At 75.1% G+C, this 26,481-nt stretch carries 22 protein-coding genes; 10 read left to right on the forward strand and 12 right to left on the reverse strand.

The window, feature by feature from the left end:
* Window positions 1-11: 11 nt before the first annotated feature.
* Window positions 12-926 (reverse strand): UTP--glucose-1-phosphate uridylyltransferase, encoded by a 915-nt coding sequence (locus tag AFM16_RS02180; protein WP_030780973.1) that lies wholly within the window; start codon window positions 924-926, stop codon window positions 12-14.
* Window positions 927-1,057: 131 nt separating this feature from the next.
* Here AFM16_RS02180 and AFM16_RS02185 point away from each other — a divergent pair, with 131 nt between their 5' ends.
* On the forward strand, window positions 1,058-1,567 hold the full coding sequence (locus tag AFM16_RS02185) for an SRPBCC family protein (protein WP_078631984.1): 510 nt from the start codon (window positions 1,058-1,060) through the stop codon (window positions 1,565-1,567).
* A 2-nt stretch (window positions 1,568-1,569) separates the two neighbouring features.
* Here AFM16_RS02185 and AFM16_RS02190 read toward each other — a convergent pair whose 3' ends face one another.
* The 8 genes from AFM16_RS02190 to AFM16_RS02225 all read right to left on the reverse strand — a co-directional run bounded on the left by AFM16_RS02190 (window position 1,570) and on the right by AFM16_RS02225 (window position 8,593).
* A complete protein-coding gene (locus AFM16_RS02190; RefSeq protein WP_078631985.1) occupies window positions 1,570-2,718 on the reverse strand; it encodes an SGNH/GDSL hydrolase family protein in 1,149 nt (382 codons plus the stop codon).
* Window positions 2,719-2,741: 23 nt separating this feature from the next.
* On the reverse strand, window positions 2,742-3,440 hold the full coding sequence (locus AFM16_RS02195; RefSeq protein WP_030780983.1) for an alpha/beta hydrolase: 699 nt from the start codon (window positions 3,438-3,440) through the stop codon (window positions 2,742-2,744).
* 290 nt (window positions 3,441-3,730) lie between these two features.
* On the reverse strand, window positions 3,731-4,624 hold the full coding sequence (locus AFM16_RS02200; protein ID WP_030780986.1) for an SDR family oxidoreductase: 894 nt from the start codon (window positions 4,622-4,624) through the stop codon (window positions 3,731-3,733).
* On the reverse strand, window positions 4,617-5,039 hold the full coding sequence (locus tag AFM16_RS02205) for a hypothetical protein (RefSeq protein WP_030780988.1): 423 nt from the start codon (window positions 5,037-5,039) through the stop codon (window positions 4,617-4,619). The genes AFM16_RS02200 and AFM16_RS02205 overlap by 8 nt, the downstream gene beginning before the upstream one ends.
* Before the next feature lie 55 nt (window positions 5,040-5,094).
* Window positions 5,095-6,720: a phytoene desaturase family protein gene (locus AFM16_RS02210; protein ID WP_078631986.1), complete on the reverse strand. Its 1,626-nt coding sequence runs from the start codon at window positions 6,718-6,720 to the stop codon at window positions 5,095-5,097.
* On the reverse strand, window positions 6,713-7,228 hold the full coding sequence (locus AFM16_RS02215; protein WP_078631987.1) for an SRPBCC family protein: 516 nt from the start codon (window positions 7,226-7,228) through the stop codon (window positions 6,713-6,715). The genes AFM16_RS02210 and AFM16_RS02215 overlap by 8 nt, the downstream gene beginning before the upstream one ends.
* An 85-nt stretch (window positions 7,229-7,313) precedes the next feature.
* Window positions 7,314-8,249, reverse strand: a complete 936-nt coding sequence (locus tag AFM16_RS02220; protein ID WP_078631988.1) for an anti-sigma factor RsbA family regulatory protein — start codon at window positions 8,247-8,249, stop codon at window positions 7,314-7,316.
* Window positions 8,246-8,593 carry an STAS domain-containing protein gene (locus AFM16_RS02225; protein ID WP_078631989.1) on the reverse strand — a complete coding sequence of 116 codons (348 nt, stop codon included), beginning with the start codon at window positions 8,591-8,593 and terminating at the stop codon, window positions 8,246-8,248. Before AFM16_RS02225 ends, AFM16_RS02220 begins: the two co-directional genes overlap by 4 nt.
* Before the next feature lie 290 nt (window positions 8,594-8,883).
* Between AFM16_RS02225 and AFM16_RS02230 the strand changes: the two genes are divergently transcribed.
* From AFM16_RS02230 to AFM16_RS02245, 4 genes are all read left to right on the forward strand, one after another.
* Window positions 8,884-9,165, forward strand: a complete 282-nt coding sequence (locus tag AFM16_RS02230) for a hypothetical protein (protein WP_306293465.1) — start codon at window positions 8,884-8,886, stop codon at window positions 9,163-9,165.
* A gap of 106 nt (window positions 9,166-9,271) precedes the next feature.
* Window positions 9,272-11,392, forward strand: a complete 2,121-nt coding sequence (locus AFM16_RS02235) for a DUF4139 domain-containing protein (protein WP_078631991.1) — start codon at window positions 9,272-9,274, stop codon at window positions 11,390-11,392.
* A 5-nt stretch (window positions 11,393-11,397) separates the two neighbouring features.
* The gene (locus AFM16_RS02240; protein ID WP_078631993.1) at window positions 11,398-12,993 is read left to right on the forward strand and encodes a mucoidy inhibitor MuiA family protein; all 1,596 of its coding nucleotides are present in this window, start codon (window positions 11,398-11,400) and stop codon (window positions 12,991-12,993) included.
* Between the two features lie 153 nt (window positions 12,994-13,146).
* Complete coding sequence (locus tag AFM16_RS02245) at window positions 13,147-15,597, forward strand: serine/threonine-protein kinase (protein ID WP_078631995.1); 2,451 nt, start codon at window positions 13,147-13,149, stop codon at window positions 15,595-15,597.
* A gap of 153 nt (window positions 15,598-15,750) precedes the next feature.
* Here the strand turns inward: AFM16_RS02245 and AFM16_RS02250 are convergent, their stop codons facing one another.
* Window positions 15,751-17,295 (reverse strand): HtaA domain-containing protein, encoded by a 1,545-nt coding sequence (locus tag AFM16_RS02250; protein WP_078631997.1) that lies wholly within the window; start codon window positions 17,293-17,295, stop codon window positions 15,751-15,753.
* A gap of 56 nt (window positions 17,296-17,351) precedes the next feature.
* Window positions 17,352-18,794, reverse strand: coding sequence for an HtaA domain-containing protein (locus tag AFM16_RS02255; protein WP_078631999.1), 1,443 nt, complete (start codon window positions 18,792-18,794; stop codon window positions 17,352-17,354).
* Window positions 18,795-19,078: 284 nt separating this feature from the next.
* On the opposite strand from AFM16_RS02255, the gene AFM16_RS02260 reads away from it, so the two are divergent.
* From AFM16_RS02260 to AFM16_RS02270, 3 genes are read left to right on the forward strand one after another with little or no spacing between them, the layout of a single operon-like run.
* The gene (locus tag AFM16_RS02260; RefSeq protein ID WP_078632001.1) at window positions 19,079-20,959 is read left to right on the forward strand and encodes an AbeC-like domain-containing protein; all 1,881 of its coding nucleotides are present in this window, start codon (window positions 19,079-19,081) and stop codon (window positions 20,957-20,959) included.
* Window positions 20,960-20,993: 34 nt separating this feature from the next.
* Window positions 20,994-21,392 (forward strand): hypothetical protein, encoded by a 399-nt coding sequence (locus AFM16_RS02265; RefSeq protein WP_078632002.1) that lies wholly within the window; start codon window positions 20,994-20,996, stop codon window positions 21,390-21,392.
* Window positions 21,393-21,446: 54 nt separating this feature from the next.
* Window positions 21,447-22,247, forward strand: a complete 801-nt coding sequence (locus AFM16_RS02270) for a serine/threonine kinase C-terminal domain-containing protein (RefSeq protein ID WP_143648293.1) — start codon at window positions 21,447-21,449, stop codon at window positions 22,245-22,247.
* Between the two features lie 14 nt (window positions 22,248-22,261).
* Here AFM16_RS02270 and AFM16_RS39265 read toward each other — a convergent pair whose 3' ends face one another.
* Window positions 22,262-22,408: a hypothetical protein gene (locus AFM16_RS39265; protein ID WP_167797142.1), complete on the reverse strand. Its 147-nt coding sequence runs from the start codon at window positions 22,406-22,408 to the stop codon at window positions 22,262-22,264.
* Window positions 22,409-22,463: 55 nt separating this feature from the next.
* Here AFM16_RS39265 and gcvH point away from each other — a divergent pair, with 55 nt between their 5' ends.
* A complete protein-coding gene (gcvH, locus tag AFM16_RS02275) occupies window positions 22,464-22,856 on the forward strand; it encodes a glycine cleavage system protein GcvH (RefSeq protein ID WP_078632006.1) in 393 nt (130 codons plus the stop codon).
* A gap of 87 nt (window positions 22,857-22,943) precedes the next feature.
* Window positions 22,944-26,462, forward strand: a complete 3,519-nt coding sequence (locus AFM16_RS02280) for a CHAT domain-containing protein (RefSeq protein ID WP_078632008.1) — start codon at window positions 22,944-22,946, stop codon at window positions 26,460-26,462.
* The last annotated feature ends 19 nt before the right edge of the window (window positions 26,463-26,481 follow it).

Consider the following 26,481-nt stretch of genomic DNA (forward strand, 5'->3'; position numbering starts at 1 on the left):
GTCCGTGCCGCTCAGGCCGGGGAGTCCAGGCGCCGGACCAGGTCGCGCAGGACGGGGCCGTACTCGGGGTGCGCGAGGGCGTGGGCCATCTGGGCCACCAGATAGTCGGCCGGGTTGCCGGTGTCGTACCAGGTGCCCTGGATGACCTGGCCGTAGACGGCGCGGCTGGCGGCGTAGGCGTTGATCGCGTCGGTCAGATAGACCTCGCCCGGCGTCCGGCCCTTCTTGACGGCCTCGTACCAGAGGCGGGTCTGCTCGCGCAGTTCGTCGACGATGCCGGGGGTGATGACATAGCCGCCGATGGCCGCGTACGAGGAGGGGGCGTCCTCGGGTCTGGGCTTCTCGACCAGGCCGGTGATCCGGAGCTGTCCGTCGCCCAGGTTCTCGCGGACGATGGGGACGCCGTAGCGCTGGGAGTCGGCCGGGTCCATGGGCAGCAGGGCCAGGACCGGGCAGGCGGTCTGCTCGTAGGCGCGGATGAGCTGCTGGGCCCGGGGCACCTCGGCCACGAACACGTCGTCGGGCCACAGCACGAGGACGGGTTCGTCGCCGAACGAGCGGGCCGCGTTGAGGACCGGGGTGCCGTTGCCGTACGGGCCGTGCTGGTCGAGGTAGCTGATGTGGCCGCGGCGGGCCAGGTCGGAGACCTCCTCCACGGCGTCCGCGTACGCCTCCTTGCCGTCGGCGCGCAACTGCGCGACGAGCGCCGGGTTGGGCCGGAAGTGCTCCTGGATGAGGGACTTGCCGCCGCTGACCACGATCGTGATGTCGGTGATGCCGGAGTCCACCAGCTCCCGCACGGTGTGCTCCACGACCGGTTTGTCGCCGACCGGGAGCATCTCCTTGGGGATCGCCTTGGTGAGGGGCAGCAGTCGGGAGCCGAGTCCCGCGGCGGGGATCACGGCCCTGCGGATCGTCGGGGGCATCGGGCCTCTCTCGATGGGGGGTGCGGGAGCGACGGTATCAACGCTCTCCCCGAGGACCCGGCATGCCGGTCCCGAGCAGGTCGGCTTCCTACCGGCGAGTAGGATGCGCGTTCCCAACGAACGGAGTCGTCGTGGCCCGCAGGTTCACCGTGTCCGGCAGCATTGTCGTCGAGGTCCCTCCGGAGGTCGCGTACGCGGCGGTCAGCCGGCCCGCGCAGATGGGCCGGTGGAGTCCGGAGAACCTCGGGGCCGCGGTGGCGGAGCCGGACGTGTCCGCCGCGCTGGGGACGACGTTCGAGGGGCGCAACAAGCGGGGGCCGTTCCGCTGGGTCACCCGGTGCACGGTGACGGCGGCGGACGAGGGGCGGCGCTTCGCGTTCCGGGTGCACGCGATCGGGCTCGGCCGGCCGCGGCTGCGGGGGCCGATAGCGACCTGGGAGTACCGCTTCGAGCCCGAGGGCGCGGCCACCCGGGTCACGGAGACCTGGACCGACGACCGGCGCGCCTGGCCCGCGCTCGTCGCGCACGCCTTCGACCGGCTGGTCACGGGCGGCCGGACCTTCGCCGACTTCCAGACGGCCAACATCGCCCGGACCCTGCGCAACCTGAAGCGCGAGCTGGAGGCGGAGGCCGGCTCCTGACGTCAGGAGGGGCGCAGCACCCCTTCGGGGCCGAAGGCCACCGGCAGGAAGCGGGCGGCGATCCGGGCGTAGCCGGCGGTGTTGGGGTGCAGGCCGTCGGGGAGGTCGGCGACGTCGTCCGGTCCGAACAGGGTGGTCCCGTCGACGACATGGAGCCGTTCGTCGCCGTCGGCGCGGCGGGCCTCGACGTGCCGGGTGAGCAGTTCGCGGATGCGGGTGAGGGTGAGCGCCCCGTCCGCGAGCACGGCGGGACGGTCGACGGTGCGGACGACGCCGTCGGAGCCGAGGAGCGTGGGTCCCGGCCGGGTCTCGGCGGCCGGGCAGACGATGGGCGTGACGACGAGGATCGGTGTGTCGGGCCTGCCCTCGCGGATCGTGTCGAGGAATCCGTGGAAGGCGGGCACGAAGGCGCGTTCGCGCATGCTGTCGCCGTTGAGCACGTTGATGCCCAGTTCGAGGCTGATCGCGGCCGCGGGCAGATCGCGCAGGGCGCGGGCCACGAAGGGGTCCAGATGGCATTCGCCCGCGAGCGCGAGGTTGACCAGGGACCGGCCCGCCGCGCGTGCGACGACGGCCGGCCAGGTGGCGGTGGGCCGGTCCGCCTCCGCGCACTGGCTGATGGAGCTGCCGTGGTGCACCCACACGGGTCCGCTCGGCGGTGCCGGACGCACCGTCGCCCCCGCCGGGACCCGTACGTCGACCAGCCGGAACCCACGGGAGACCGGCAGCCAGATCTCCACCCGCCGCTCCCGGCCCGCGCGGCCGAGGGCGAACCTGACGTGGGCGGGGTCGGCCGGCTGGAGCCGTACGTCCGCCGTGGCGGGGTCGTGGAAGATGAGGTTCTCCTCCCGCACGACCACCGGTTCCCGCAGCTCCCCGTCCACCACCAGGTCGAGGACGCTGCCGCTGGGGGTCCCGCCGAGCGGCAGGGCCTCGGTGAACCGGGCCACCAGCTCGACCTCGGCGGCGTCCGTGACCAGCTCCAGCCGCACCCCCGAGGGGACGGTGCTGCTGAACTCGTACATGGGGTCGGCCAGTTGCCGGCGTCCCGCCTCCGGTGCCCGGTGCAGGGCGATGCCGTCCAGCTCGACGGTGGTCGCGAGGGCGCCGACGACACAGTCGAGCGCGCGGTCGAGGACGGACTGCTGCACGGGGTACCTCTCGTCGGGGGCGGTCAGAGCACGGGGAAGTCCCCGGTGCCGTAGCACTCCCGGGGCAGGGGGTCCGGTGTGCTCTCGGGGTCGAGCAGATGGGCGACGACGGCGGCGGCCGTGCGGTGCCAGAAGCGGGAGCGGCGCAGCATCGGGTGGTCGCCGCCGCCGACGACGGCCATCCCCGCCCGTGCCGCGAGGCCGGAGGCGCGGCGCACGCACTCGGCCGAGGCGGCGGGGAAGGTGACGCGGTCGTCCTCGCCGTGCAGGGCGACCAGGTGCCGGCCCGCGACCTGTTCCACGGGTTCGTCCCGCGGCCACCACGGGGCCAGGGCGACGACGCCGTGCACCTGGGAGTGCCCGGCGGCGCGCAGGGCGGCCCGGCCGCCCATCGAGTGGCCGAGCAGGACCGTGGGCAACGGGCCTTCCCGGAGGGCGAGTTCGTCGAGCGCCCGGTGGATGTCGCGCACCGGGTCGGCGCGCTCGCCGTTCCAGCCGCGCAGCCGGTAGCGGACCTGGGCGATCAGGACGTCCTGGCGGGGCAGGGCCGCCGCGACCGCGCGGACGAAGGGGTCCATCCGGAGCGCGGCGAGCTGCCAGGGCCGGGTGCGGCGCTCGCTCGCCTCCTGGCCGCCGTGCAGCACCAGGACGGCCGCGCGTGGGGCGGGCGGGCTGCGCCGGGGCAGCAGCGCCCGGCCCATGGGGAGAACCGACTCGGTCATGTCCTGACGCATGTCCCGTCGCACCGTGCGGCACTCCTCGTTCGCGGCCCGTGTCCCGTCGCGCACGCGTGGATGCGTGGCGCACGCCGATTCTGCCCGAGCGCGGCGCACGGTGATTGCGCGCGAGCCCGGCGCACGGTGACTCGGCCCGAGCGCGGCGCGCGGTGGTTCCGCCCGAGCCCGGCGCACGGTGACTCGGCCCGAGACCGGCGCACGATGATTCCGCCCGAGCCCGGCGCACGGTAATGCGCCCCGCGGCACTGCCGTACGGCGCCGCCGCCCGCCCGCGCTCAGTCGGCCTCGCCGCCGTGCCGGGTCACCGCGGCGAGGTCGGCGAGACCGCCCGCGCCCAGGGGGCCGGTGGGTGGCAGCGGTTCCTCGGCCTCCAGACCGGGCAGGGCGTGCCGGGACACGCGCAGCACGACCGGCGGGAGCACGGCACGCCCCGCCTGGACCGCCCGCAGCCAGCCGGGGACGTAGACCGCCGTGCGCCGCCGCTCGACGGCGCGTGCCAGGCGGTCGGCGACGACGTCGGCCGGGAGGACGCGGCGGGCCGGCGGGGGCATGTGGGCCCGCAGTTCCCTGAGGACCGTATGGCGGTCGGCGTCGCGGACCATGTCCGTGTCGGTCCAGTTGAGGTAGGCGATGCCCACGGCCACCCCGTGATGGGCGACCTCGGCCCGCAGGGAGTGGGCGAACGCCTCCACCCCGGCCTTCGAGGCGCAGTAGGCGCTCATCATCGGGGCGGCGCCGAACGACGCGAGCGAGGCGATCTGGAGGTGGTAGCCGGCGGTCACCGTCAGGTCGGGCAGGAACACCCGGGCGGTGCGGGCGCTGCCGGTCAGGTTCACGTCGATCACGCGCTGCCACGAGGCGGGATCGGACAGGGCGAAGGGGCCGCCCTCGGCGATACCGGCGTTCGCCACGACGACGGACGGCGGCCCGAGTCGCTCGCGGACGACCTCCGCGGCGTGCTCCAGCGCCGCGTCGTCGGTGACGTCGGCCGCGACGGCGACCGCCGGACCGGGCAGCGCGGCGGCGACCGCGTCCAGCGCGGGCCGGTCGTGGTCGATCAGGGCCAGACGGGCGCCGCGCCGGGCGAGCGCCTCCGCGAGCGCCGCTCCCACCCCGCGCGCGGCTCCGGTCACCACCGCGGTGCGGTCCTTCAACGGGCTGTCAGCCACGGTCGGTTCCTCTCCTGCGCTGCTTCAGTTCCGCCTCGTACAGGTGGTCGCGGCCGCCCGCGAGCCGGTCCACGGCCTCCCGGGCCAGCAGGGTGAAGGGGCGGTGGTAGGTCTCGTCGTACGCCTCGACGATCTGGAAGGTCCAGTGGCCCGGGACGACGTTGCGGCCCACGATCTCCGCGCGCACCTTGTCGGCCCACTCCGCGTGCCCGGCACGGCGCAACAGGTCCACCGCCTCGTCCAGTTGGAAGTCGGCGGTGCCGGTGAGCTGGTGGAAGGAGTAGAGGTGTCCCCTGGCCCGTTCGGTGGTCTCCAGGGCCTTGGACAGGGCGCCGAGCGCCTCCACCGTCGCGTCGCTCACCCCCGGGGGCCTGCGGTGGGCGCGGTCCGGGCCGTCGTCGTGCTGGTCCGCCATGGTGTGTCTCCGTCCCTGCGGTGGGCGATGCGTCCCTGTGGTGGGCGCTGCCGTCTCACGGCGTCGGCCGGTGTCCGGTGCGGTTGCGACCGGTGAGGGCGCGCTGGGCCCGTGCGAGGCCCGGGGTGCGGTGGCGGTGCAGGGCCGCGTGGGCGGCGTTGGCGCCGGGGGCGCCGTGGACACCTCCGCCGGGGTGGGCCGAAGCGGAGGCGAGGTAGAGGCCGCGCACCGGGGTCTCGGGGCGGCCGGTGCCGGGCACGGGGCGGAAGAAGAGCTGCTGGTGGAGGGCGGCGGTGCCGCCGTTGAGGGCGCCGGCGCGCAGGTTGCCGTCGAGGGACTGGAGGGTGGGCGGCGCCAGGACGCGGCGGGCGCGGATCAGGGAGCGGAAGCCCGGGGCGAACCGTTCGACCTGGCGTTCGACACGGTCGGCCATCTCCTCCTGCTCGGCCGCGTTCCAGGCGCCGGTCAGGCCCGCGTCGCCGGCGTCCGCGGTGACGGTCTGCGGCACATGCGTGTAGGCCCACGCGGACTCGGTGCCCTCGGGCGAGCGGGTGGGGTCGGCGGTCGTCATCTGCCCGAGGACGGCGAAGGGCCGGTCCGGGATCTCGCCCATGGCGATCTGGGCGGCGAAGCGGGTGAGTTCGTCCAGTCCGTCCGCCACATGGACGGTCCCGGCGTCCGTCGCCCCCTCGGTCCGCCAGGGCACCCGGCCGTCGAGCGCCCAGTCGACCTTGAAGGTGGCGAAGTCCCACTGGAAGCGACGGAGGTCGTCCAGGAGCTGGGCCGGGAGGTGTTCCGGCGCGACCAGCGCGCCGTACAGGGCGGGCGCGGACACGTCGGCCAGTACGGCGCGGTGCGCGTGCACCGTCTCGCCGTCGGCGGTGCGCACCCCGGTGGCCCGCCCGTCCGCCACGACGACCTCGGCGACCGGGCGGCCGCAGCGCAGCGAGCCGCCCCGGGACCGGAGGCGGCGGACCAGTGCCTGGATGAGCTCGCCGGAGCCGCCCTCGGGGACGGGAAAGCCGTAGCTCTGGCCCAGCATGCTCATCAGCCAGCCGAAGCCGCCGCTGCCCGCCGCCTCCGGGGCGAGGTCGGCGTGCAGCGCGTTCCCGGCCAGCAGCAGCTTTCCGCCCGCGCCCCGGAACTCCTCCTCCCCCAGCCTGCGCACCGGCAGCATCAGCGTGCGGGCCAGCCGCAGCCCGCCCGCGGCACGCACCCGCAACGCCAGCCGGGCACCGGCGCGCACCGGCGGGAACGGGGTGAACAGCGCGGCCAGGATGTCCGGTCCGAGCCGCTCCCAGACGGTGTGCAGCCGCCGCCAGGCCGCACCGTCCCCCGGGTGGAAGGCGTCCAGGGAGGCGGCGGTCGCGTCCACCGCGTGCGAGAGCACGGCGCAGGTGCCGTCGGACAGCGGGTGGGCCAGCACCGTGGGGGCATGGCTCCAGCGCAGGCCGTACTCCTCCAGACGCAGACCGGCCACGATCGGCGAGGCGGCGGCCAGCGGATAGAAGGAGCTGAAGAGGTCGTTGACGAAGTCGGGGTCCACCCCCCGGTCGTGGCGCACCGCGCCGCCGGGTCCGGGCTGCTCCTCCAGGACCTCCACGCTCCAGCCGGCGTCGGCGAGCAGGTTCGCGGCCACCAGACCGTTGGGCCCCGATCCGACGACCACGGCGTCAGGCATCGCCGCCGCCCCGCGCCGCGCCGCCGGACCAGACCGGGCCGGGGGGCTCCGGGTGGCCCGGCGGGCGCTCGTGGCGGGCCTGCTCCTCGCACACGGCGGCCAGCCGGGCCAGCATGGCGCGGTGCCGTAGCTGGATCATCGCCTCGACGGCCACGTTGTGCAGCGCCCCGCCCGCTCCCTGCAACGGGTGCTCGTCCGCGATGACCAGGCTGTAGGAGCCCCACGGCCGCAGTTCGATCGCGATGCGCGCCGTGCCCAGCGCGCCCGCCCGCGCCTCCAGACCGAGGCGTTCTCCCTCCACGCACTCCCGGACGACCGTCTCGTTGGTCAGCCGCATCGGTCCCACGCGGACCTCGTATCCGATCGCCGAGTCCACCTCGGGCCATCGGCCGCGGATCGGCTCGGAGAACGACGTTCCGACCACCCAGTCCGCATAGCGCGTGCCGTCCGCGAGGACGGCCCACACGGTCTGCCGACTCGTCTTGATCAAACGGTGCCGTACAGCCACAGAAGCCTCCAAACCCCCCACCAGCCTCCGGCCCGAGTGCCCAGCGGGGCGCCGGCTAACCACGCGGGGCCGACGGCGAGGAACGCTAGAGGTCCAGGTAGACGCGTACGGTCGTGTCGCCCGGGGTGGTGTGGACGCGGACCAGGTCGCAGAGACGGTGGACCAGGAGCAGGCCGCGGCCGCCCGGCCGGTCAGGGGCGGCGGGGCGGCGGCCGGCCAGCGGGTCGCCGAGATGTCCGCCGTCGCGGACCTGGCAGACGAGCGAGGAGCCCTCGGCCCACAGGTGCAGGGTGCCCGAACCGCCGCCGTGCACCACGCTGTTGGTGGTCAGCTCCGCGACCACCAGCGCGAAGTCCTCCGACCGCACACCGGTCAGGCCCAGCCGCCCGGCCCGGCCGACGGCCCGGTGCCGGGTGTCGGAGAGGTCCTCGGCGGCGAAGGCGACGCGGTCGGCCGACGGAGGGGGCGGCGGCAGCGGCCGGTTGTACCGGGCGACGACCGCCTCGGGGGCGTAGGACGGGCTGGCGGCCTCCGTACCGGCCGAGAGGACCACCGGGTGGGTGGCGCGGGCGTCGGTGAGCGCCGTCCCGTCGAGCCGGTCGGCGTCGTACGGGCAGAGGATCGTCACCGCGCGGCCGGGGAAGGCCAGGTTGATGAGCGCCTCGTGCTGGACGCAGGCCGGGTACTCCAGACCGCTGCGGCCGGGCCAGATCGGCTCGCCCACGATACGGACGGGGGTGTCGCGGTGCCGGTCGGCGAAGGCGCGCAGGACGGTCGGGATGATCCGGCCGGGGTTGCGGCCCGCCACCCGCATGTCGACGAGGTGCACGGCGGAGGCGTCCGCGCCGAGGGCCTCCCGCAGCACGGACAGCCGGGGGGCGGGGACGGCCACGGCGACGGGCTCGCCGTCCTTCAGGCCCTCCCGGACGAACGGCACGATGCCGTCCAGGTACTCCCGCTCGCCCCGGTAGAACAGGGCGGGGTGCGCGAAGGCGGTGGTGGCGGTGCCGGTCGGGGTCATCGCGCCACCACGTCGACCGCCGGCAGCCCGGGCCAGAACATGTCCAGCAGCCGGGGCATCGCGGCCGGCGGCCGGTCGAGCACGATACGGCGCCCGGCGGGCAGTTCCTGGGCGGTCACCGCGAGGGCGGAGACACCGCCCAGGTCGACGAAGGTCACGGCGGACAGCTCCAGCCGGCAGACCTCCTGCGGCGACACGGAGAGCAGGTGCAGCGTCCGCTCCCACAGGGGGCGGGTCGCCAGGGTGATCTCACCGCCGGCCCGCCAGCCCGCGCGCTCCGGCAGCGGCCGTACCCGCAGGGAACGCGGACCCGGGGCCGGACACGGCAGCGGGGAGTCCGTCACCGTCCCTCCCCCGTGTCGTCCGTCCTCATCCCGCCAGGTTACCGGGACCGGTTCGGACCCCGTCGCCGGACCGGATCCGCGCCCGTGCGGCGGCCATGAGCCGCCATAAGGTTCCGTAAGCGATAAATCGACAAAGAGGGGTACGCGGAGTGTCACGGTGGCGCATCCGGCGCCGCCCCGTCGAGAAGGCAGGTCGTCCGATGGCGAACAAGCCACAGGGGTCTGAGCCCCCGCACGGACAGGGTCCGAGCCGGCATCGGGGCACGGAGCAGCACGGCTGGTCCCCCGATGTGGACGAGACGCGTCAGCAGGACAACCCCAGCGCCCACCGCTCCTTCCACACCGCCGAGCACGGCGGCGGCAAGGGTCCGGGACGCACCAAGTCGCCGGAGGAGACCAGGTCGGTGCCCGGTGACACGGTGGAGAGCCGGGGGACGCGCGGTGAGGAGTACGGCGACCGGGACGAGAAGGGCCGCGAGGACACCGGCCGGCGCGGCCGCTCCGGGCGCCCCAGCGGCAGCAAGGACACCTCCGCCTACACCGGCGTCGACCCGCAGGAACCGCGGCGCTAGGCGGTGATCGCCCCCGCCGTCGGGGAAAACCGACCGGCGCCGCACCGCGCGCGGACCGCCCGACGTAGGCTTCGCTCAGCACAGGCACGGCCGGGGGGCGGAGTACATGACGGCTGGGACGGTTCGGACGGTTCAGAGGTGGGCGTCGGCCCTCGACGGGGTCGTGGTCTACGCGCAAGGGGCGCTCTGCACGCGCCTGGCGCGCGGCAGTGTGCCCGCGGACGGCCGGGTGCGGGTGACGGGGCTGCCCCGTTCGCTCGACCCGGGTTCGCTGCGGGCGCGCGTCACGGGCGCCTCCGGGGTCCGCGTGACCGAGGCGCGCATCGAGGTGGAGGCCGAACCGCTCGGCGCCGAGGCGCCCGACGCGCTGCGCCGCGAGGTGGAGCGGCTGCGGGACGCCTACGAGGCGGTCCTCGGACGCCGGGCCCGGCAGGCGGGATTGATCGAGGAGACCGCGGCGCTGCGCCCGGTCCCGCCGGCCCGCAAGCGCGACGACCCGCACCGGCGCACCGCGGTCGACGCGTGGCTGGAACTGGCCGACTTCGTGGACCAGCGGCTGACCGGGCTGCACGCCCGTCTCGTCGAGCTGGAGGAGGAGCTGGCCGAGGCCGAGCGCGCCCTGTCGGCCGCCGCAGACCGGCTGGCCCGCGCCTCCACCGACGCCCCGGCGTCCCATGTGGCGACCACGGTCTCGGCGGCCCTGACCCTCGACGGCGCCGCCGGCACGGAGGTCGAGGTCGAGGTGGAGTACGGCGTCCCGGGCGCCGTCTGGGTCCCGGCCTACCGGCTCACGGTCCGTCAGGGCGACAGCAGCGGGCGGCTGGTGCTGCGCGCCTCGGTCGCCCAGCGCACCGGCGAGGACTGGACCGGCGTACGCCTGGCCCTGGCCACGGCCGATCTGCGGCGCCGCACCGATCTGCCCCGGCTGCGCTCGCTGCGCATCGGGCGCCGGCAGCCCGCCCCCACGCCGTCCGGCTGGCGCGAGCCCCCGGCGGGGCTGGCCGACCTGTTCACCGGGTACGACACCGCGCCCCCGCGCCCCGCGAGGGCCGGCGGCATGGCCAAGGCCGCGGTGGGCGGTCACGCGGCCGGCGCCGCACAGCCGCCGTCCCCGCCGCCTCCGCCCCCGATGTACGGCGCGCCGCCCGCCGTCGCGCCGTCCGGCGCCTATCCGGAGGCGTACGCCGGCCCGGCGCCCTGTGGTCTCCCGCAGGCGGCGCCCGCCCGGCCCGGCGGCGCGCCGCGCACCGGCCGGTCCCGCACGGCGGCCCCCGCCATGGCCCCCGCCGCCGCCTTCGCACCGGCGGCCCCCGCGGGCAGCGGCATGGGCGCACCGCCGCCGCCCGCCCCCGGCGGCCCGGTGCCCGCGGCTCCCGCGCCCGCCGTGGGTCCGCCGCGGCCGAGCGGCGACGAACTCGACTACACGGCCCTCGTGTTGAGCGGTCCGGAGGAGCCGGGCGCCCGCCGCGGCCGGCTGTTCCCCGACACCCCCTACGATCCGGTCGCCACCGAACACCGCCGCCGCGCCGAGTCCGTGACCGCGCTTCCGCTGCCCGGACACGCCGTACGGCCCCGTGAGTCGGCCGGTTCCTTCGACCACCGCTTCGACGCCGTGGCCCGCGCCGACATCCCCTCGGACGGCACCTGGCACACCGTCACCGTCGGCGAGATCCCGGTCGGGCTGCGCACCGAGTACCTGTGCGTGCCGTCCGTGGAGCAGACCGTGTACGGCACGCTGGTGCTCTCCAACTCCACCGACCAGGCGCTGCTGGCCGGCCCGGTGGAGGTCACCGTCGACGACGACTTCCTGCGCACCGCCGCGCTGCCGACGCTCGCCCCGGGCGGCGTGAGCCGGGTGGGGCTCGGTCCCGCCGAGGGCATCCGGGTCACCCGCCGGACCAATCTGCACGAGTCGACGTCCGGGCTGCGGGGCGCCACCACCGTGCTCGACCACCGGGTCCATGTGGAGCTGGCCAACCGGCTCGCCGGGCCCGTCACCGTCGAGGTGCGCGAACGCGTGCCGGTCACCTCCGACCCGGACGTCCGGATCGAGGAACGCGCCGACTGGACGGCACCCGAGGAAGACCTGGGGCCGGAGTACCACGCGCCCGGCACCCGCCTCTGGCGGGTGGACCTGCCGGCCGGTGGCACCACCGCCCTCGACGGCGGCTACGAGATCCGCATCCCGACCGCCAAGGCCCTGGCCGGCGGCAACCGCAGGAGCTGACGCCCATGTCCACGGCACCGGAGCCGATCCCCCTGCCCGTCACCGCCGTCACCTGCCTGGAGGACCGCGCCCACGTCGAACGCACCACGGTGGTGGACCTGACGGCCGGCGTCCAGCGGCTGCGCCTCGGGCCCGTCGGCGCGCTGGCCGTCGACCGGACCCTGCACGCCGAACTGACCGCCGGCCCGCCGGCGACCGTGCTCGACGCGCGGATCGTCCGCGCCTGGACGCCGCGCGCCCGCCGGCCCGCCGCCGACGACTCCGCCCTGCGCCACCGCGTGGACGCCCTCGAACAGGAGCAGGTCACGCTGGAGCAGCGGCGCGACCGGCTGCACGCCCGGCTCGACGCGCTCGGCCGGCTCGCCGCCGATCTGCTGCGCGACATCGGCGAGGGCACCGGCCACGGCGAGACCGAAGTGCCGCGCTGGCGCGGCGAACTGGACCGGGTGGACGCCGAACGCGACGCCCACGCCGAGGAACTGCGCACCGTACAGGCCCGGCTGACCGTACTGGCCACCGAACTCGGCACGGCGGGCGACGCCTTGGAGCTGGCCGAGCAGCGGCCCGCCGAACTGGTGGGGCACATCGAGCTGACCGTCGAGGCCACGGCCGCCGGTCCGGCCGAGCTGCGCGTGAGCCACCTCGTCCCCTGTGCGCTGTGGCGGCCCGCCTACCGGGCCGTGCTCGACGGGGACTCCCTCACGCTGGAGACCGACGCGATGGTCTGGCAGCGCACCGGCGAGGACTGGTCCGGCGTACGGCTGACGCTGTCCACCGCGCGTTCGGCGCTGGCCGGGGAGCCGCCCCGGCTGAGCGAGGACCGGCTCACGCTCCAGGACCGCTCCCCCGCCGAGCGCCGTACCGTCGACGTCGAGATCCGCGAGGAGGAGACCGCCGACCTCGGCCCGGCCGCGGTGCTCGGCCTGCCCGGGGTGGACGACGGCGGCGAGGTACGGGTGCTGCACTCCCCCGCTCCGGTCACCGTGCCCTCGGACGGCCGCGGCCACCGGGTGCCCGTCTCGTCGTTCACCACCGCGGCGCGCGGCGAGTACGCCTGTACGCCCGAACTGTCCCCGCTGGTCACCCAGGTGGTGCGGTTCGACAACCGGTCGGGGCACGCGCTGCTCGCCGGGCCCGTCGACCTGGTCCGCGGCAGCGGGTTCAGCGGCCGCGGCACCCTGGACTTCACCGCGCCGGGCGCCCCCGTCGAACTCGCCTACGGCAGCAGGGACGACCACCGGGTGGTCCGGGAGACCGAGGAGACCCGCGACACCACCACGCTCACCCAGCGCACCGTGATCACCCGCACGGTCCGCCTGCATCTGTCCCGCTTCTCCGCACCGCACGAGCGTGCGCAGAGCGAGGCAGCCGCACAGGCGGAGGGGACCGGCGAGCGGACGGTCGTCCTGCGGGAGCGGATCCCCGTCTCGGAGGTCTCCGCGGTGGAGGTGCGGCTGCGCAAGGAGTCCTGCTCCCCCGCCCCCGACGCGGTCGACGCCGACGGCATCGTCCGCTGGGACCTCGACCTGCCGCCCGGCGGCCGTCGCACCGTCACGCTGGTGTACGAACTGTCGGCGAACTCCAAGGTCACCGGGGTCTGACCGCCGTCGGCCCGGGCGCTCCGCCCGGGCCCGGCGAGCGGGCCGACCGGAAACTGGGAAGCCATTGAGCCGGTCCCGGTGATCCGGGAGGATGGTGGTCCGCGGCGGGGCGCACATGGCCCGCGCCGCCTGGGGGAGGGCAGCACATTGGGGATGTTCGAAGACCTGTCGCCCGGCGACCCGCGGCTCGTGGGGCGGTACCGGATCGTGGCCCGGATCGGGGCCGGCGGCATGGGTCAGGTGTATCTGGGGCGTTCGCCGGGCGGCCGGCCGGTCGCCGTCAAGGTGGTGCGGCCCGAGCTGGCCGGCGACCCGGACTTCCGGCGGCGCTTCGCGCGCGAGACGGCCGCCGCCCGGCGCGTCAACGGCGCGTTCACCGCGGGGGTCGTGGACGCCGACCCGGAGGGCTCACCGCCCTGGCTGGCCACGGTCTTCGTGCCCGGCATGTCCCTGGGCACCGCGCTGTCCGAGCACGGGCCGTGGCCCGAGCAGCCCACGCTGGTCCTGGGCGCGGGTCTGGCGGAGGCGCTGGAGGCGATCCACGCGGCCGGAGTGATCCACCGGGACCTCAAACCGTCCAACGTCCTGCTCGCGGTCGACGGCCCGCGCGTGATCGACTTCGGGATCTCGCGCGCGGTCGAGACGAACACCCAGCACACCCAACTCACCCATGTGGGCACGGTGGTGGGCACGCCGGGCTTCATGTCCCCCGAGCAGCTCACCGGCCGCACGGTCGGGACGCCGAGCGACGTGTTCTCCGTCGGCGCGGTCCTGTGCTACGTCGCCACCGGCACCGGCCCGTTCGGCACCGGCCCGGCGAACGCGCTCAACTTCCGTACGGTGTACGAGGCTCCGGACCTGAGCCGGGTGCCGGACGTGCTGCGCGGCATCGTCGCCGACTGCCTCGTCCAGGAGCCGGAGCGGCGCCCCGGGGTGGCCGCGCTCCTGGACCGGCTCGCGGAGGCGGTCGGCAGCGGGCGCGGTGCGACGGGCCTGCTCACCGAACCGGAGTGGATGCCGACGGTCGTCGCCCAGGAGGTCCGCGAGCAGACGTCCGCGGCGCTGCCGGCGACTCCGCCGCCCCTGCCGACGGCACCGCCGGCCCTTCCCGCCGCACCGGCTCCGCCCGCCCTTCCGGCGCCGGCCGCCGCAACTCCGCCCGCCGTGGCGCCCCTTGCGGCTCCGGAGAGCACGCCGTCGGCCCAGCCGCCCGCGCCGCCCCGGCCGACGGAGGCTCCGCGACCGACCGCGACCGCACCGGTGGCGGCCGCCGCGCCGGTTCCGCCTCCCCCGGCGCAGCCGCACGTACCCGCACAGGCACCGGTGCCCGCGCCCGCGCCGGCCCCCGTCAACCCGGCGTGGGGCCCGCCCGTCACCGGGTATCCCACCCCGCCCGGGACGGGGTGGCCGCCGCCGGTCGTCCTCGGGCCGCCCGGCGCGTACCCCGGCGCGCCCGGGCTGTCGCACAACCCCTCGCGCCGGGGCCTGATCATCGGGCTCACGGCGGCCGCGGTCGGGGTGGGCGGCGCGCTGGCCGGGTGGAAGCTGCTGGGAGGCGGCGACGGGAACCCCTCCGGCTCGCCGTCCTCGAACAGCTCCGGTTCCCCCTCGGGGAGGGCCTCCGCGAGCGCCGCCTCGTCGGCAGGCAAGAAGCTCTGGGAGTTCGGCACCGGCGACCTGGTGCGTTCGTCGCCGACGGTCGTGGACGGCGTCGTCTACATCGGCAGCGACTGCGGCTGCCTGTACGCCCTGGACGCCTCGTCGGGGAACCAGAAGTGGTCGTACCACCTCGGCGGCGATGTGCGCTCCTCGCCGGTGGTCGCGAACGGTGTCGTGTACATCGGCAGCGACGACGGCACCCTGCACGCGGTCGACGCCGGTTCGGGCGACAGGGCGTGGACCTACACCACCGGGGGTGACGTCCGGTCCACGCCGGCCGTCGCCGACGGGCTCGTCTTCGTCGGCAGCGACGACGGCAATCTGCACGCCGTCAGCGCCGCCTCCGGCACCAAGGCGTGGACCTACGACACGGGCGCCAAGGTCGGCTCCTCGCCGACCGTGGCGAACGGCCTCGTCTTCATCGGCAGCGACTGCGGCTGTCTCTACGCCCTGGACGCCTCGGACGGCGGCCAGGAGTGGTCGTTCCACATCGGGGGCGAGTCGGCGCAGAGTTCGCCCGTGGTGGACGACGGCGTCGTCTTCATGGGGGCCGACGGCGGGAACCTGTACGCCGTGGACGCGTCCGGCGGTGACCGCAAGTGGCAGTTCCGCACCGGCGGCCCGGTCGCCACCCGGCCGCTGGTCCTGGACGACGGTGTGTTCCTGAGCGGCGGGGACGACGCCGTGCATCTGCTGGACCCGGGCAGCGGCAAGCAGCGCTGGTCGTGCTCCCTCGGCGCGGGCGTCGCCTCCTCGCCCGCGGCCACCGACGACGTGCTCTTCGTCGGCGCCGACGACTCCCATCTGCACGCGCTGGACGTCCGTACCGGCGACGAGCTGTGGTCGTTCGCCACCGGTGACGCGGTGAAGTCCTCGCCCGCCGTGGCGGACGGGGTGGTGTTCGTGGGCAGCGACGACGGCAAGGTCTACGCCGTGGGCACGTGAGGCGCAGGCCGGCACACGGCGAAGGGGCGGACCGGGTCGATCCGGTCCGCCCCTCGGCGTAAGTCGGCGGGTGCGGGCGGGTGTTGTTCCCCCGGCCGATGACTTGCACTCGGCCGATGACCTGTCCCCGGCCGACGACCCGCCCGCGGCCGGTTACTCGCCCTCGGCCGTACGGCGCCTGCGCATGGCTATCACGACGCCCGCGCCCGCCGCCACGGCGACCGCCGCGGCGCCGCCGAGCGCGACCGCCGGCACGTCCGAACCGGTGTTGGCGAGGCCGCCGGTGACACCGCCGGCCGTCGTGCCCGCGCCGCCCGTGGTGCTGCCCGCGCCGCCGGTGCCCGAGCCGCCGCTGCCGGAACCGCCGCTGCTGGAGCCGCCGTCGGTGCCGCCGTCGCCGGGCAGGTCGGCGTCGTCGGTGAGGGCGACGCGCAGGTCGACCGGGTCGAGGTCGGTGCCGGCCGGGTAGAACCCGCCGAACGCCTCGGCGCCGGCCGCGGTGAGGTCGGCCGCGATGCCGTCGACCGTGATGACGTCACCGGAGGCGGTCAGGTCGGACTTCGCCGCCTTGAGGTCGGCGAGGACCACGTCCTCGGTCTTCTCGCCGAGGCTGGTGACGTCGGCGGTGAGCTTGCCGGTGCCGCCGTCGAGGGTGGCGCGGACGTCGGAGAGCGTGAGGTCGAGGCCGTACTCGCCGTTCTCCTCGTGGCCCTTGAAGTTCACCGAGCCCTTGAAGGACGCGGAGAGGGTGTCCTCGTCCGTGTCGTAGGTGCCCGTCGCGTCCGTGAAGGTGAACACGCCGTTGTCCGCGGCCTGCTTGGCACCGCCCGAGGTGGTGATCCTGCCCTTGGCGACCCCGTCCACCACGTAGGTGCGGAAGGACTTCTTCACGCCCCAGCCGAGCGTGCCGTCGGCGATGTCGCCCTTGGCCGGGGCCTGCGTCGCGGAGGCGGAGGGCGAGGCGCCGTCCGAGGCGGACGCCGACGCCGACGCGCTCTGCGAGGCGGAGGCCGACGCGGACGGCGAGGTGCCGCCGGAGGCCGAGGCGGAGGCGGACGGGGAGGTGCCGCCCGACGGCGAGGCGGAGGCGGAGGCCGACGCGGAGGCGGACGACGACGACGGCGGGGTCTTCTGAAGGACCGTCAGCGGGTCGCCGGCCGCGCCCTCGTAGCTCGCGCTGCCGAAGACGTCCGCGGCCTCCTTCGTCAGCTTGGTCTCCATGTCCGTCATGGCGCGGGTCACGGTGACGTCGGCGAGCGGCACGTCCTGGGTGGTCGTCCCGGACTTGGTGACGTCCGCGGTGATCTCCGCGGCCGCGCTGTCGAACTTCACGCCGGACAGCGAGATGTCGAAGCCGTGCGCGGCGGAGACGATCCGGAGGCTGCCCTTGAAGCCGAGGTCGAGGGTGTGCGCGGTGGAGTCGTAGGCGCCGGTGCCGTCCGTGAAGGTGAAGGCGCCGTTGCCCGCGGCCTGGCTCGCGCCGTCCGTGGCGGTGAAGGTGCCGGCCGCGTAGGTGGTCACGTAGGTGCGGTACGTCTGCTTGATGCCCCAGGTCAACTCGTAACCGGAGAGCGGCACTTCGGCGGCCGAGGCGGTCGTCGCACCGAGCGTGGCGAGGGCGGTGGCGCCCAGCGCGGCGGCGGTGGCGACGGCCGCGGCGAGCGCGACGGGACGGCGTCTGTACGAGGTGGCGGACATGGTCGGGGGTTCTCCTCGGGTGGTGGGACGGCCGCCGTGGCGGCGGGCTCGGGGGGTCAGTCCTCTTCGGACGTGGGGGCCTCGGCGGCCGGGCGGGCGCGGCGCCGGCGGACGACGAGCAGCGAGGCCGCGGCCGCCAGCAGCAGGGCGCCGGCCGCGAGGCCGACGGGCAGGACGGGGACGCCGTCGTCGTCGGTGCTGCTCGCGACGGGTCGGGTGGAGGGGGCGGTGGCGGCGGGGGACGCCGAGGGCTCGGCGGGGGTCTCGCTCACCGTGGGCGTGCTGCCCAGGTCGGGCAGGGCGGGCAGCTCGGCGTCGTCGGTGAGGGCGACGGCGAGGGACACCGGGTCCATCGCGGTGCCGGCCCGGTAGACGCCGCCGAATGCCTTGGCGGCGTCGGCGGTGAGTTTCGCGGGGACCTCGGTGACGGCGACCAGGCCGTTCTTCGCCTTGAGGTTCTTCGTGGTGAAGGTGACGAGCGGGACCTTGGAGCCGGTGAGGCCGGGGCTCGTCACATCGGCGTAGAGGGTGCCCTTGCCGTCCTTGACGGTGGCGCGGACGGCACCGAGTGTCAGGTCGAGGCCGTCGTGGCCGGTGAAGCGGACGGCGCCCTTGAAGGTGGCGTCGAGGTCGCCGCCCTTGAAGGTGCCCCGGCCGCCGGGGAAGCGGAAGAGCGCGCCGCCGTCCTGGGCTCCGCCCGAGAGGGTCCACTCGCCGCGGGCGATGTCGCCGGTGACGTACTCGCGGAAGGTGCGGCGCACGCCCCAGTCGACGGCGCCGTCCTGGAGCTTGTCGCCCGATGTGCCCTTCTTCGCGGGCGACTTGGTGGATGCCTTGGCGGTGGGCTTCTTGGACGCGGCCGGTGCGGCGGGCTTGACGTCGGCCGACAGGCTCACCGGGTCGAGGACGGTACCGGCGGTGTAGTACCCGGCGAAGGAGGTGGCGCCCTGGGCGGTGAGGGTGGCGGGGAGGTTGTTGAGGACGACCGAGTTGCCGGCGCCCCGCATGTCGATGCCGCCGAGGGAGAGGGTCGCGAAGGGCACCTGGGAGGAGGTGGTGACCCGGCCGCTGCCCTTGGCCTTGCCGGTGACGTCCAGGTAGAGGGTTCCGGTGGAGCCGGAGATGCGGACGGTGGGGCGGCTGAGGGTGAGGTCGAGCTGGTAGGCGCCGGCCTCGGTCCGGTGGCCGACGAAGCGGACCCCGCCGGAGAAGGACGCGGTGAAGGAGCCGGTGGCGCCGTCGTAGCTGCCGTTCGCCGAGTGGAAGCGGAAGTTGCTCGCGCCGACGGTGGCGGCCCCGCCGGTCAGGGAGTAACTCCCCTTCGCGATGGGCCCGGTGACATAGCTCTGGAAGGACGACTTGATGCCCCAGTCGAGCCGGCCCCCCTGCACGCCGCGGCTCGCGGCCTGCGCGGCGGTCGCCGGGAGCAGGGCCCCGAGGACGACCAGGCAGAGCACGGCGATCCGGCCGTGACGGCGGGACGGCGGGGGTGGGGACATGAGGGGCCTCCGGTCATGATCAAGAACCGGCCGACAGATGATGATTTCCGGCCAGGCGAGGTAAGGCTAACCTAAGCTGAATTCGGCTCGGCCGGTACCCCCAGAAGTCACACCCGTCCAGCGCTTCCGCCGCCTTTCACTCCATCAGGGCACCAGGGATCAGAACCTGTCCGAGCGCGATCACATCGGCTGTACTTTTTCCGTCTCGTCCCTCGACGGACGGCGCCGTCGGGGGTACGACGGATCAGCTACGACGGACCAGCAGGGGGAGCGACGTGTCTGGCGTGAGACTTCCGGAACACCGCTACAGCCGCACGGAGGCCACCCGCCTGCTGTGCGCCGGTGTGTACCAGGACGCGGGCTTCCGGCGCCGGGTCATCGAGGAACTCCTCGACCACCGGGAGCGCCCGGTCGCCCCGCCCAACGGCGTCGACGTCTTACCCGTCCTGTCCCACGCCCTGCGGGCGACCCGGCAGGAGGCGCGGACGGCCCTGCTGATGCTGGGTGCCTGGGCCGGCTTCTTCCTGTCCGACGTGGTCATGTTCTGGGACAGCCTCTCCGACCGCTGGGGCGACGGCGCGGACGTCCACTTCAGCGACGTCCTCACCGCGTTCTTCGAGGGCGACGACCGGCTCACCAACGGGATGCCGCTGCCCTGGTCGGTGCTGTACGCGCTGGTCGTGTTCGGCGTGTGGTTCGCCCACACGGCCAAGGGCGGGGGCGCCGCCGCCCGGTCCGCCGGATTACCGGACCCGGTCGCCAAGGCGGCCGACGGCGCGGGGTCCCTGCTCTCCGCGGGCGCCTGGGCCTTCGCCGCCTTCTACTGGTGCTGGTACGTCTTCGGCGTGCTCGGCGGCGGCGTCCAGACGCCGTACCCGCTGCTGTTCCCGCTCGCGATGGTGCTCATCGTCTGGTGGTACCAGGGCACCCAGCGCAAGGCGCTGTGCCGCTGGCTGGCCCGCTGGACCTTCCCCACCGCCACCCAGCCCGACCTGCCCGCCGGGCCGCTGTTCGAGATGCTGCGGGACGACGTCCGGCGCGAACAGGAGGCGTCGCTCACCCTGTACGACGACGAGAACCCGTTCGTCGGCCTGGGCGACGCCCGGTCCCCCTGGTCGTTCGCGATGGAACTGCGCAAGCGCGCCCGGCACCCCGGCGAGACCGACCCGGCCGATGAGGACACCCCCGGCACCACGGACACGACCGGCACCACCGGCACCGCCCCGGGCGTCCCCCGTCAGATCAGCGGTCCGCTCACCGCCGACGCCGCGCTCTCCATGATCGAACCGCAGTTGACCGGACTGCGCGAGGCATCCGCGCTGAGCGGCCGGGACCGGCTGCGGGACCTGGAGATCGACCGGTTCGTCTATCTGCCCGCGGGTGTGGCCCGCGACGAGGAGCTGGAGGTGGGCGGCGTCGCCGACCCGGCCGCCCTCACCCGGGGCCCCGGCCGCGGCCGGGGCCTGCCCGTCTACGACCCCGCCCAGGTCGCCGCACACCGGCGCGAGGCCGTCGACGAGGGCGGCGAGAGCCGCCGGGTGTTCCTGCGGATCCGGGTGGGCGCCTGGCGCGAACAGGTCGTCGTGACCGTCCTGGTGCGCGTCCACACCCAGGGCCGCATGCTCGTCCTCGAAGTGCTGCCCTATGTCCTGCGCCCGGTCCGGCGCGACTTCCGCGCCGTCGACACCTTCGTGGAACGGCTCCCGGAGACCTGGGTCCGCTCGGCCCTGCGCGCCCTGCGGCACGCCCCGGCGGTCGGGGTCGACGCCGGCCTCGGCGGACTCGCCACCCTGCGCAACGCGATCCTGGCGGGCTGGTCGGACGGCGACGCCCTGCCGGACGCGCCGCGGGTCTCGCTGCGCTCCCTGGTGGGCACCGGACAGCTCTCCGCGTTCCAGGAGATGGACAGCACCCGCTATGTGAAGACGATCCGGGAGCGCATCGTCAACGGTGTCCGGGAGGCGCTCAAGGCGCATGGCTACCGCACCGAGGAGTTCGAGCAGCACGTGTACCAGCTCAGTGGCGGCAGCGTCTTCATCAAGGACATGTCCGGCGGCGCGGTGGCCACCGGCCGCCATGGCAGCGCGTCCCACAACACGCCGCCGTCCAGGCCGAGTTCGCCGAAGAATCCGCCGACGACGACCAACTCCCACCCCGCCCCCTGAGACACCCCGCACCATGAGACGAGGGACGCACGCCATGCCGAGCGACGAACAGAACACCCCGGAGCAGTCCGGAAGCGTGAGCATCGGGTCGATGAGCGGAGGGTCGATCGCCACCGGCAGCCACGGGACGGCGACCTCGTACAACACGACCGGCTCCGAGCCCGACCCGCGGCACGCCGAACTCCTGGCCGCCATCCGCGAGTTGCGCGAGGCGCTGCCGTCGGCGGGGGACCGCAGCGAGGTGGACGCCGTGCTCGACGGTGAACTCGCCGACGCCGAGGCCGAGATCGTGGGCGCCGGCACGGCCGGCACCGCCCGGCTGACCCGGCTGCTCGGCGGGGTGCGGGGCTGGCTGGGCTCGCAGGCGGCGGCCGTGGGCGCGGTCGCCTCGGCCACCGCGGTGGTGCAGGGCATCGCCCAACTGCTCGCCTGACGGGCGGAGTTCCCCGATGACGGACACGGCAGCGCGGCACGGAGGACGGCGACGATGAGAGTGTTCGACACCGAGCGCCAGGAATGGGCCGGATCACGCCGTGAACGCCTCTTCCATCCCGAGCAGTATCTCGATCTGCCGCGCCAGCGGTTCATGATCCGGCGCACGGCGGCCGTCCTGAGCGTGTGCGCCCTCGCGTTCGCCACCTGGGCGCTCGGCTGGAAGGACGAACCGGAGCCGTACCGGCCGCCGTCCGAGGAGGCGCCCGTCGATCCGGGCGGGACCGACGACGGCGCGACCGGTGAGGGCACCTCGGACGGCGGGACCGCGTCCGGCCCGACGGCGGCCGAGTCGCCGTCGCCGCCCGCGGGTTTCGAGGTCCTGGAGGACTCCGAGGGCTTCCGCATCGCGCTGCCGCAGGGCTGGAGCCGCGAGAGCAGCCCTTCGCAGTACGGCATCGACGTCGTCGAGTACCGCGGCCCCGACGGGGTGCGCAGGGTGCAGGTCTTCCAGCTCATGGAGGACTCCCCGCACGCCTCGGTGGTGGAGGCCCAGCGGGCCGGACGCAAGCTGGAGGGCTACCGGGAGATCCATCTCCAGTACGTGCCCGACCCCTCCGAGGGGGAGGCGGCCGAGCACGAGTACACGGCCGACGAACTGAGCGGCGAACCGTCGAGCGGCTCCTCGTTCCACGTCATCGACTACCGCTTCCGGGCCGAGGACAGCGAGAACTACGCCCTCATCGTCTACGGCTCCGAGAGCGACGGCGACGAGGACGAACGCGAGCTGCTCGACACGGCCCGCGCGTGGTTCTGCCCGCCGTCCACCCAGTGCGCGGCGCCGTCGACGCCCTGAGGCGGAACGGCGGTTCAGATGCCCTTGGAGGGGAGTTCGACGGCGGAGCGGTAGTGCGCGGCGGCGACCTCGCGCAACTGCGCCTCCTGTCCTGCCGCCCGGCACAGCCCTGGTGGTCCATCAGGGTGACGGTCCGCCGGAACGTCCGTCCGCTCGCCCACACTGGCCCCGCCGACCACGACCGTTCGGCGTCCCGACCGCCCTGAAGGAGTCCCCGTGGCGAACGTCCCCACCGAGCTGAAGTACACCAAGGACCACGAGTGGGTGCAGCAGACCGGCGCCGATGTGGTGCGCGTCGGTATCACCGAGTTCGCGCAACGGCAGCTCGGCGACGTCGTCTTCGTCGAACTGCCGGACAAGGGCCGGGTCCTGGAGGCGGGGGACCCCTTCGCGTCCATCGAGTCGGTGAAGGCGGTCAGCGAGGTGTACGCGCCGCTGTCCGGCACGGTGAGCGCGTGCAACGACGAGCTGGACGCGAATGCGGAACTGGTCAACGACGAGCCCTACGGCGAGGGTTGGCTGATCGACATCAAGATCGGCGACAAGCGTCGGCTCGACGGACTGCTCACCGCCGCCGAGTACGAGGAACTGGTCCGCGAAGCGGAGTAGCCCCGGGGGGAAGTGGGCCGTCCGCCTGCCGGAGGGCGGCGCCAGGTGACACCATGGCGCCACCCCTTCGCCCGGGAAAGGACGCACGTGGTCAGTTCGCCCGAGGTCACCGACCGTGACAGGACACTCGCCCGGTTACGGACCGCCCTGGACTCCGCGGTGGCGCAGGGGGATCCGGACGCGGTCGCGGGCGACGACCACACCGTTCTGGCGGCGGTCCTCGCCGAACTGGCGGAACCCGACGTCCTGGCGGACGGCGCGGTGCGTTCCGCGCTGGGCCGCCTGCACTGGCTGCGGTACCTCGCGCTGCCCGACTCCGACGACGACCTCGACCGGGCCGTCGCGCTGCTGACACCGCCGGCCGACGAGGACCGGGCCGCGCTCACCCGGTTCCGCGAGGCGGTCACCGCGCGGGGCGGCAGCGGACTCCTGTCGGATCTCGGCACCGTGCTCAGGACGTTGTCCGACGCCACGGGCGACACGGCCCTGCTGGACGAGGCCGTCGAGGCCGGGCGGGCCGCCGTGGCCGCCGTCGCCCCGGACTCCCCCGCCCGCGCGGGCGTCCTGTCCAACCTCGGACTGGCCCTGCACACCCGGTTCGACACGACCGGCGAGACGGCGGCCCTGCGCGAGGCGGTCGACGTCGAGCGCGCCGCGGCCGCCGCCCTGTCGCCCGACCACCCCGACCGCGCCGCGGTCCTGTCCAACCTGGGCATCGGCCTGCGCGGCCTGTTCCAGCGCACCGGGGACGTCGACGTCCTGGCGGAGGCGGTGGACGTCGGCCGGGACGCGGTGGCCGCCTGGTCGCCCGACGCCCCCGACCGGATCATGGCCTGGTCCAACCTGGCCGGCTCGCTGCGGGCCCTTGCGGAACGCACCGGCGACCCGGAACCACTGCGCGAGTCGGTCCGGTTGATGCGGGACGTGCTGGCGGCCACGCCACCGGACCACCCGGGCCGCGCGATGTACCTGGGCAACCTCTGCACCGCGCTGTTCACCCTCTACGCGCATGCCGGGGACCTCGACGAGCTGGCGGACGCGGTGGCGGCGGGCCGGGCCGCGGTGACGGCCGCCCCGGACGGCTCACCCGAACAGGCAAGGTACGCCTCGAACCTCGGGGGCGCGCTGCGGGCCCTGTACGCGCGGACCGGTGAGGTCGGCGTGCTGCGCGAGGCCGTCGAGTGCGGGCGCACCTCGGTGACGGCGACCCCGGACGGCGATCCCCAACTCGGCGGCCGTCTCTCGAACTTGGGCGCCACCCTCCAGACCTTGTTCGACCGGACCGGTGACGAGGACGCGTTGGCGGAGGCGGTCGAGCGGGGGCGGGCGGCCGTCGCCGGAACTCCGCCGGACCACCCGAACCTCGCGATGTATCTGTCCAATCTGAGCGGCATCCTCCAGACGTCGTTCCAGCGGTTCGGCGACCTGGGAACGCTCAGGGAGGCCGTGGACGCGACCCGGCGGGCGGTCGCCGCGACACCGTCCGACCATCCCGGCCGCGGCCCCCGGCTGAGCAACTTCGTCGCCGTCCTGCACACCCTGTTCGCCAGGACCGGTGAGGCCGGGCTGCTGACGGAGGCCGTCGCGGCGGCGCGGGACTCGGTCGACGCCACCCCCGCGGACCACCCCGAACACGCCGGACGGCTCGCCAACCTCGGGATCGCGCTCCGTGCCCTGGCCAAGGAGTCGGACGACGCCGGTGCGCTGGACGAGGCGATCGGCGCCGCGCGCAGGGCCGTCGCCCTGACACCGGCCGGCCACCCCGACCGCGCGACGTACTGCTCCAACCTGGGCGCGGCCCTCCAGACCCTGCTGGAACGCACGGGCGACGTCACGGCGTTGAAGGAGAACGTCGAGGTCGCGCGGGAGGCGGTGGCGGCGACCCCGGCCGACGATCCCGACCGGGCGCTGTATCTGTTCAACCTGGGGGTCGCGGTGAAGACGTCGTTCGACCGGGGCGGCGAGCGGCGGGAGCTGGACCAGGCGAGGAGCTGTTTCGCCGAGGCGGCCGGCACCCGGACGGCCGCGGCGGACCTCAGGGTCGCCTCCGCCCGGTACGCCGCGGACGGCGATCTGGAGGCCGGTGACCCGGCGCACGCCCTGGTGATGGCGGAACGGGTCGCCGAGCTGGTCGGGCTGGTGGCGCCGCGGCGGCTGCGGCGCGCGGACCGGCTGCACCGGGTCACGGGGCTGCACGGCATGGCGGCCACGGTCGCGGCGGCCGCGGTCGCCGCCGGAGACCCGGGCCGCGCGGTCGAGCTGCTGGAGCAGACCAGGGGGCTGCTGATCGCCGACACCCTGGACACCCGGGGCGATCTCGGCGAACTCCGGCTCCGCGCACCGGAGTTGGCCGCGCGCTTCGACGCCCTGCGGGACGCCGTCGAGGCGAGCGACCACGCCGTGGACGCGACCGAGGAGGACCGCGCGGACCTGATGGCCCGCTGGGACGGGCTGCTCGGACGGATCCGGGAGGTCCCCGGCCTCGCGGGCTTCCTGTCGCCGCCCGCCGTCGAGGACGTCCGGCACGCGGCCGTGGACGGCCCGGTCGTCTATCTCGTCGCGCACGGCGAGGCGGGCCACGCCCTCGTCCTGCGGGACGCGGCGGAGGAGCCGGTCCGGGCCGTGCCGTTGCCCGCGTTCACCGAGGACGCCGTCCGCGAGCAGGTGGACGTGCTGCGCGCCGCGTCGGACGCCCTGGACGGCGACGACCCGCTCGCCGCCCAGCGGCGGATCCTCGGCGTGCTGGCCTGGATGTGGGACAGCTTCGCGCGCGAGGTCCTCGACGCCCTCGGCCACCCGGAACCCCCGGCCCCCGGACGGCCGTGGCCGCGGGTGTGGTGGTGCCCGGTCGGTGTCGCGACGTTCCTGCCCCTGCACGCCGCGGGACGGCACGACGGCGGCTCCGACGCGGTGCTCGACAGGGTGATCTCCTCCTACACGCCCACCGCGCGGGCCCTGCTGCACGCGCGTGCGCTGCGGGGGCCGGACCCCGCCGCCGGACGCACGGTGGTCGTCGCCGTGCCCGACGCGCCGGACGTCACTCCCCTGCCCGGCGCCACGGAGGAGGCCGCGAGCCTGCGGCGGCTCGTCCCCGCGGCGACCGTCCTGCCGTCCCCGGGCGGCACCACGACCCACGACGGTGTCACGGCGGCGCTGACCACCCACGACGTCGCGCACTTCGCCTGCCACGGCTTCGCCGACCTGGACAACCCCTCCGACAGCCTGCTGGTCCTGCACGACCACCTGACGCGTCCGCTGACGCTCACCACGATCGCCCGGCTCCGCCTGGCCGACGCCGGCCTCGCCTATCTCTCGGCGTGCGGCACCACCGACACCGGCCCCCGCCACGCCGACGAGGCGACCCACCTCACCGCCGCCTTCCATCTGGCCGGCTACCGCTCCGTCGTCGGCACCCTGTGGCCCGTCACGGACCGCACCGCCAGGGCCGTCGCCCGCCGCTTCTACGACCGTCTCACCGACGGCGGCGGCACCCCGCCCCGGCCCGCCCGCTCGGCCGAGGCGCTGCACGACGCGGTCCGGCACCGGCGCGCGGCCCGTCCGGCGATCCCGGCCCAGTGGGCGGCGTACGTCCACACCGGGCTGTAGCCGGGGGCGGGTCGTGACG

It is taken from the genome of Streptomyces antibioticus, assembly GCF_002019855.1.
In the GTDB taxonomy this organism is placed as follows: Bacteria; Actinomycetota; Actinomycetes; order Streptomycetales; family Streptomycetaceae; genus Streptomyces; species Streptomyces antibioticus_B.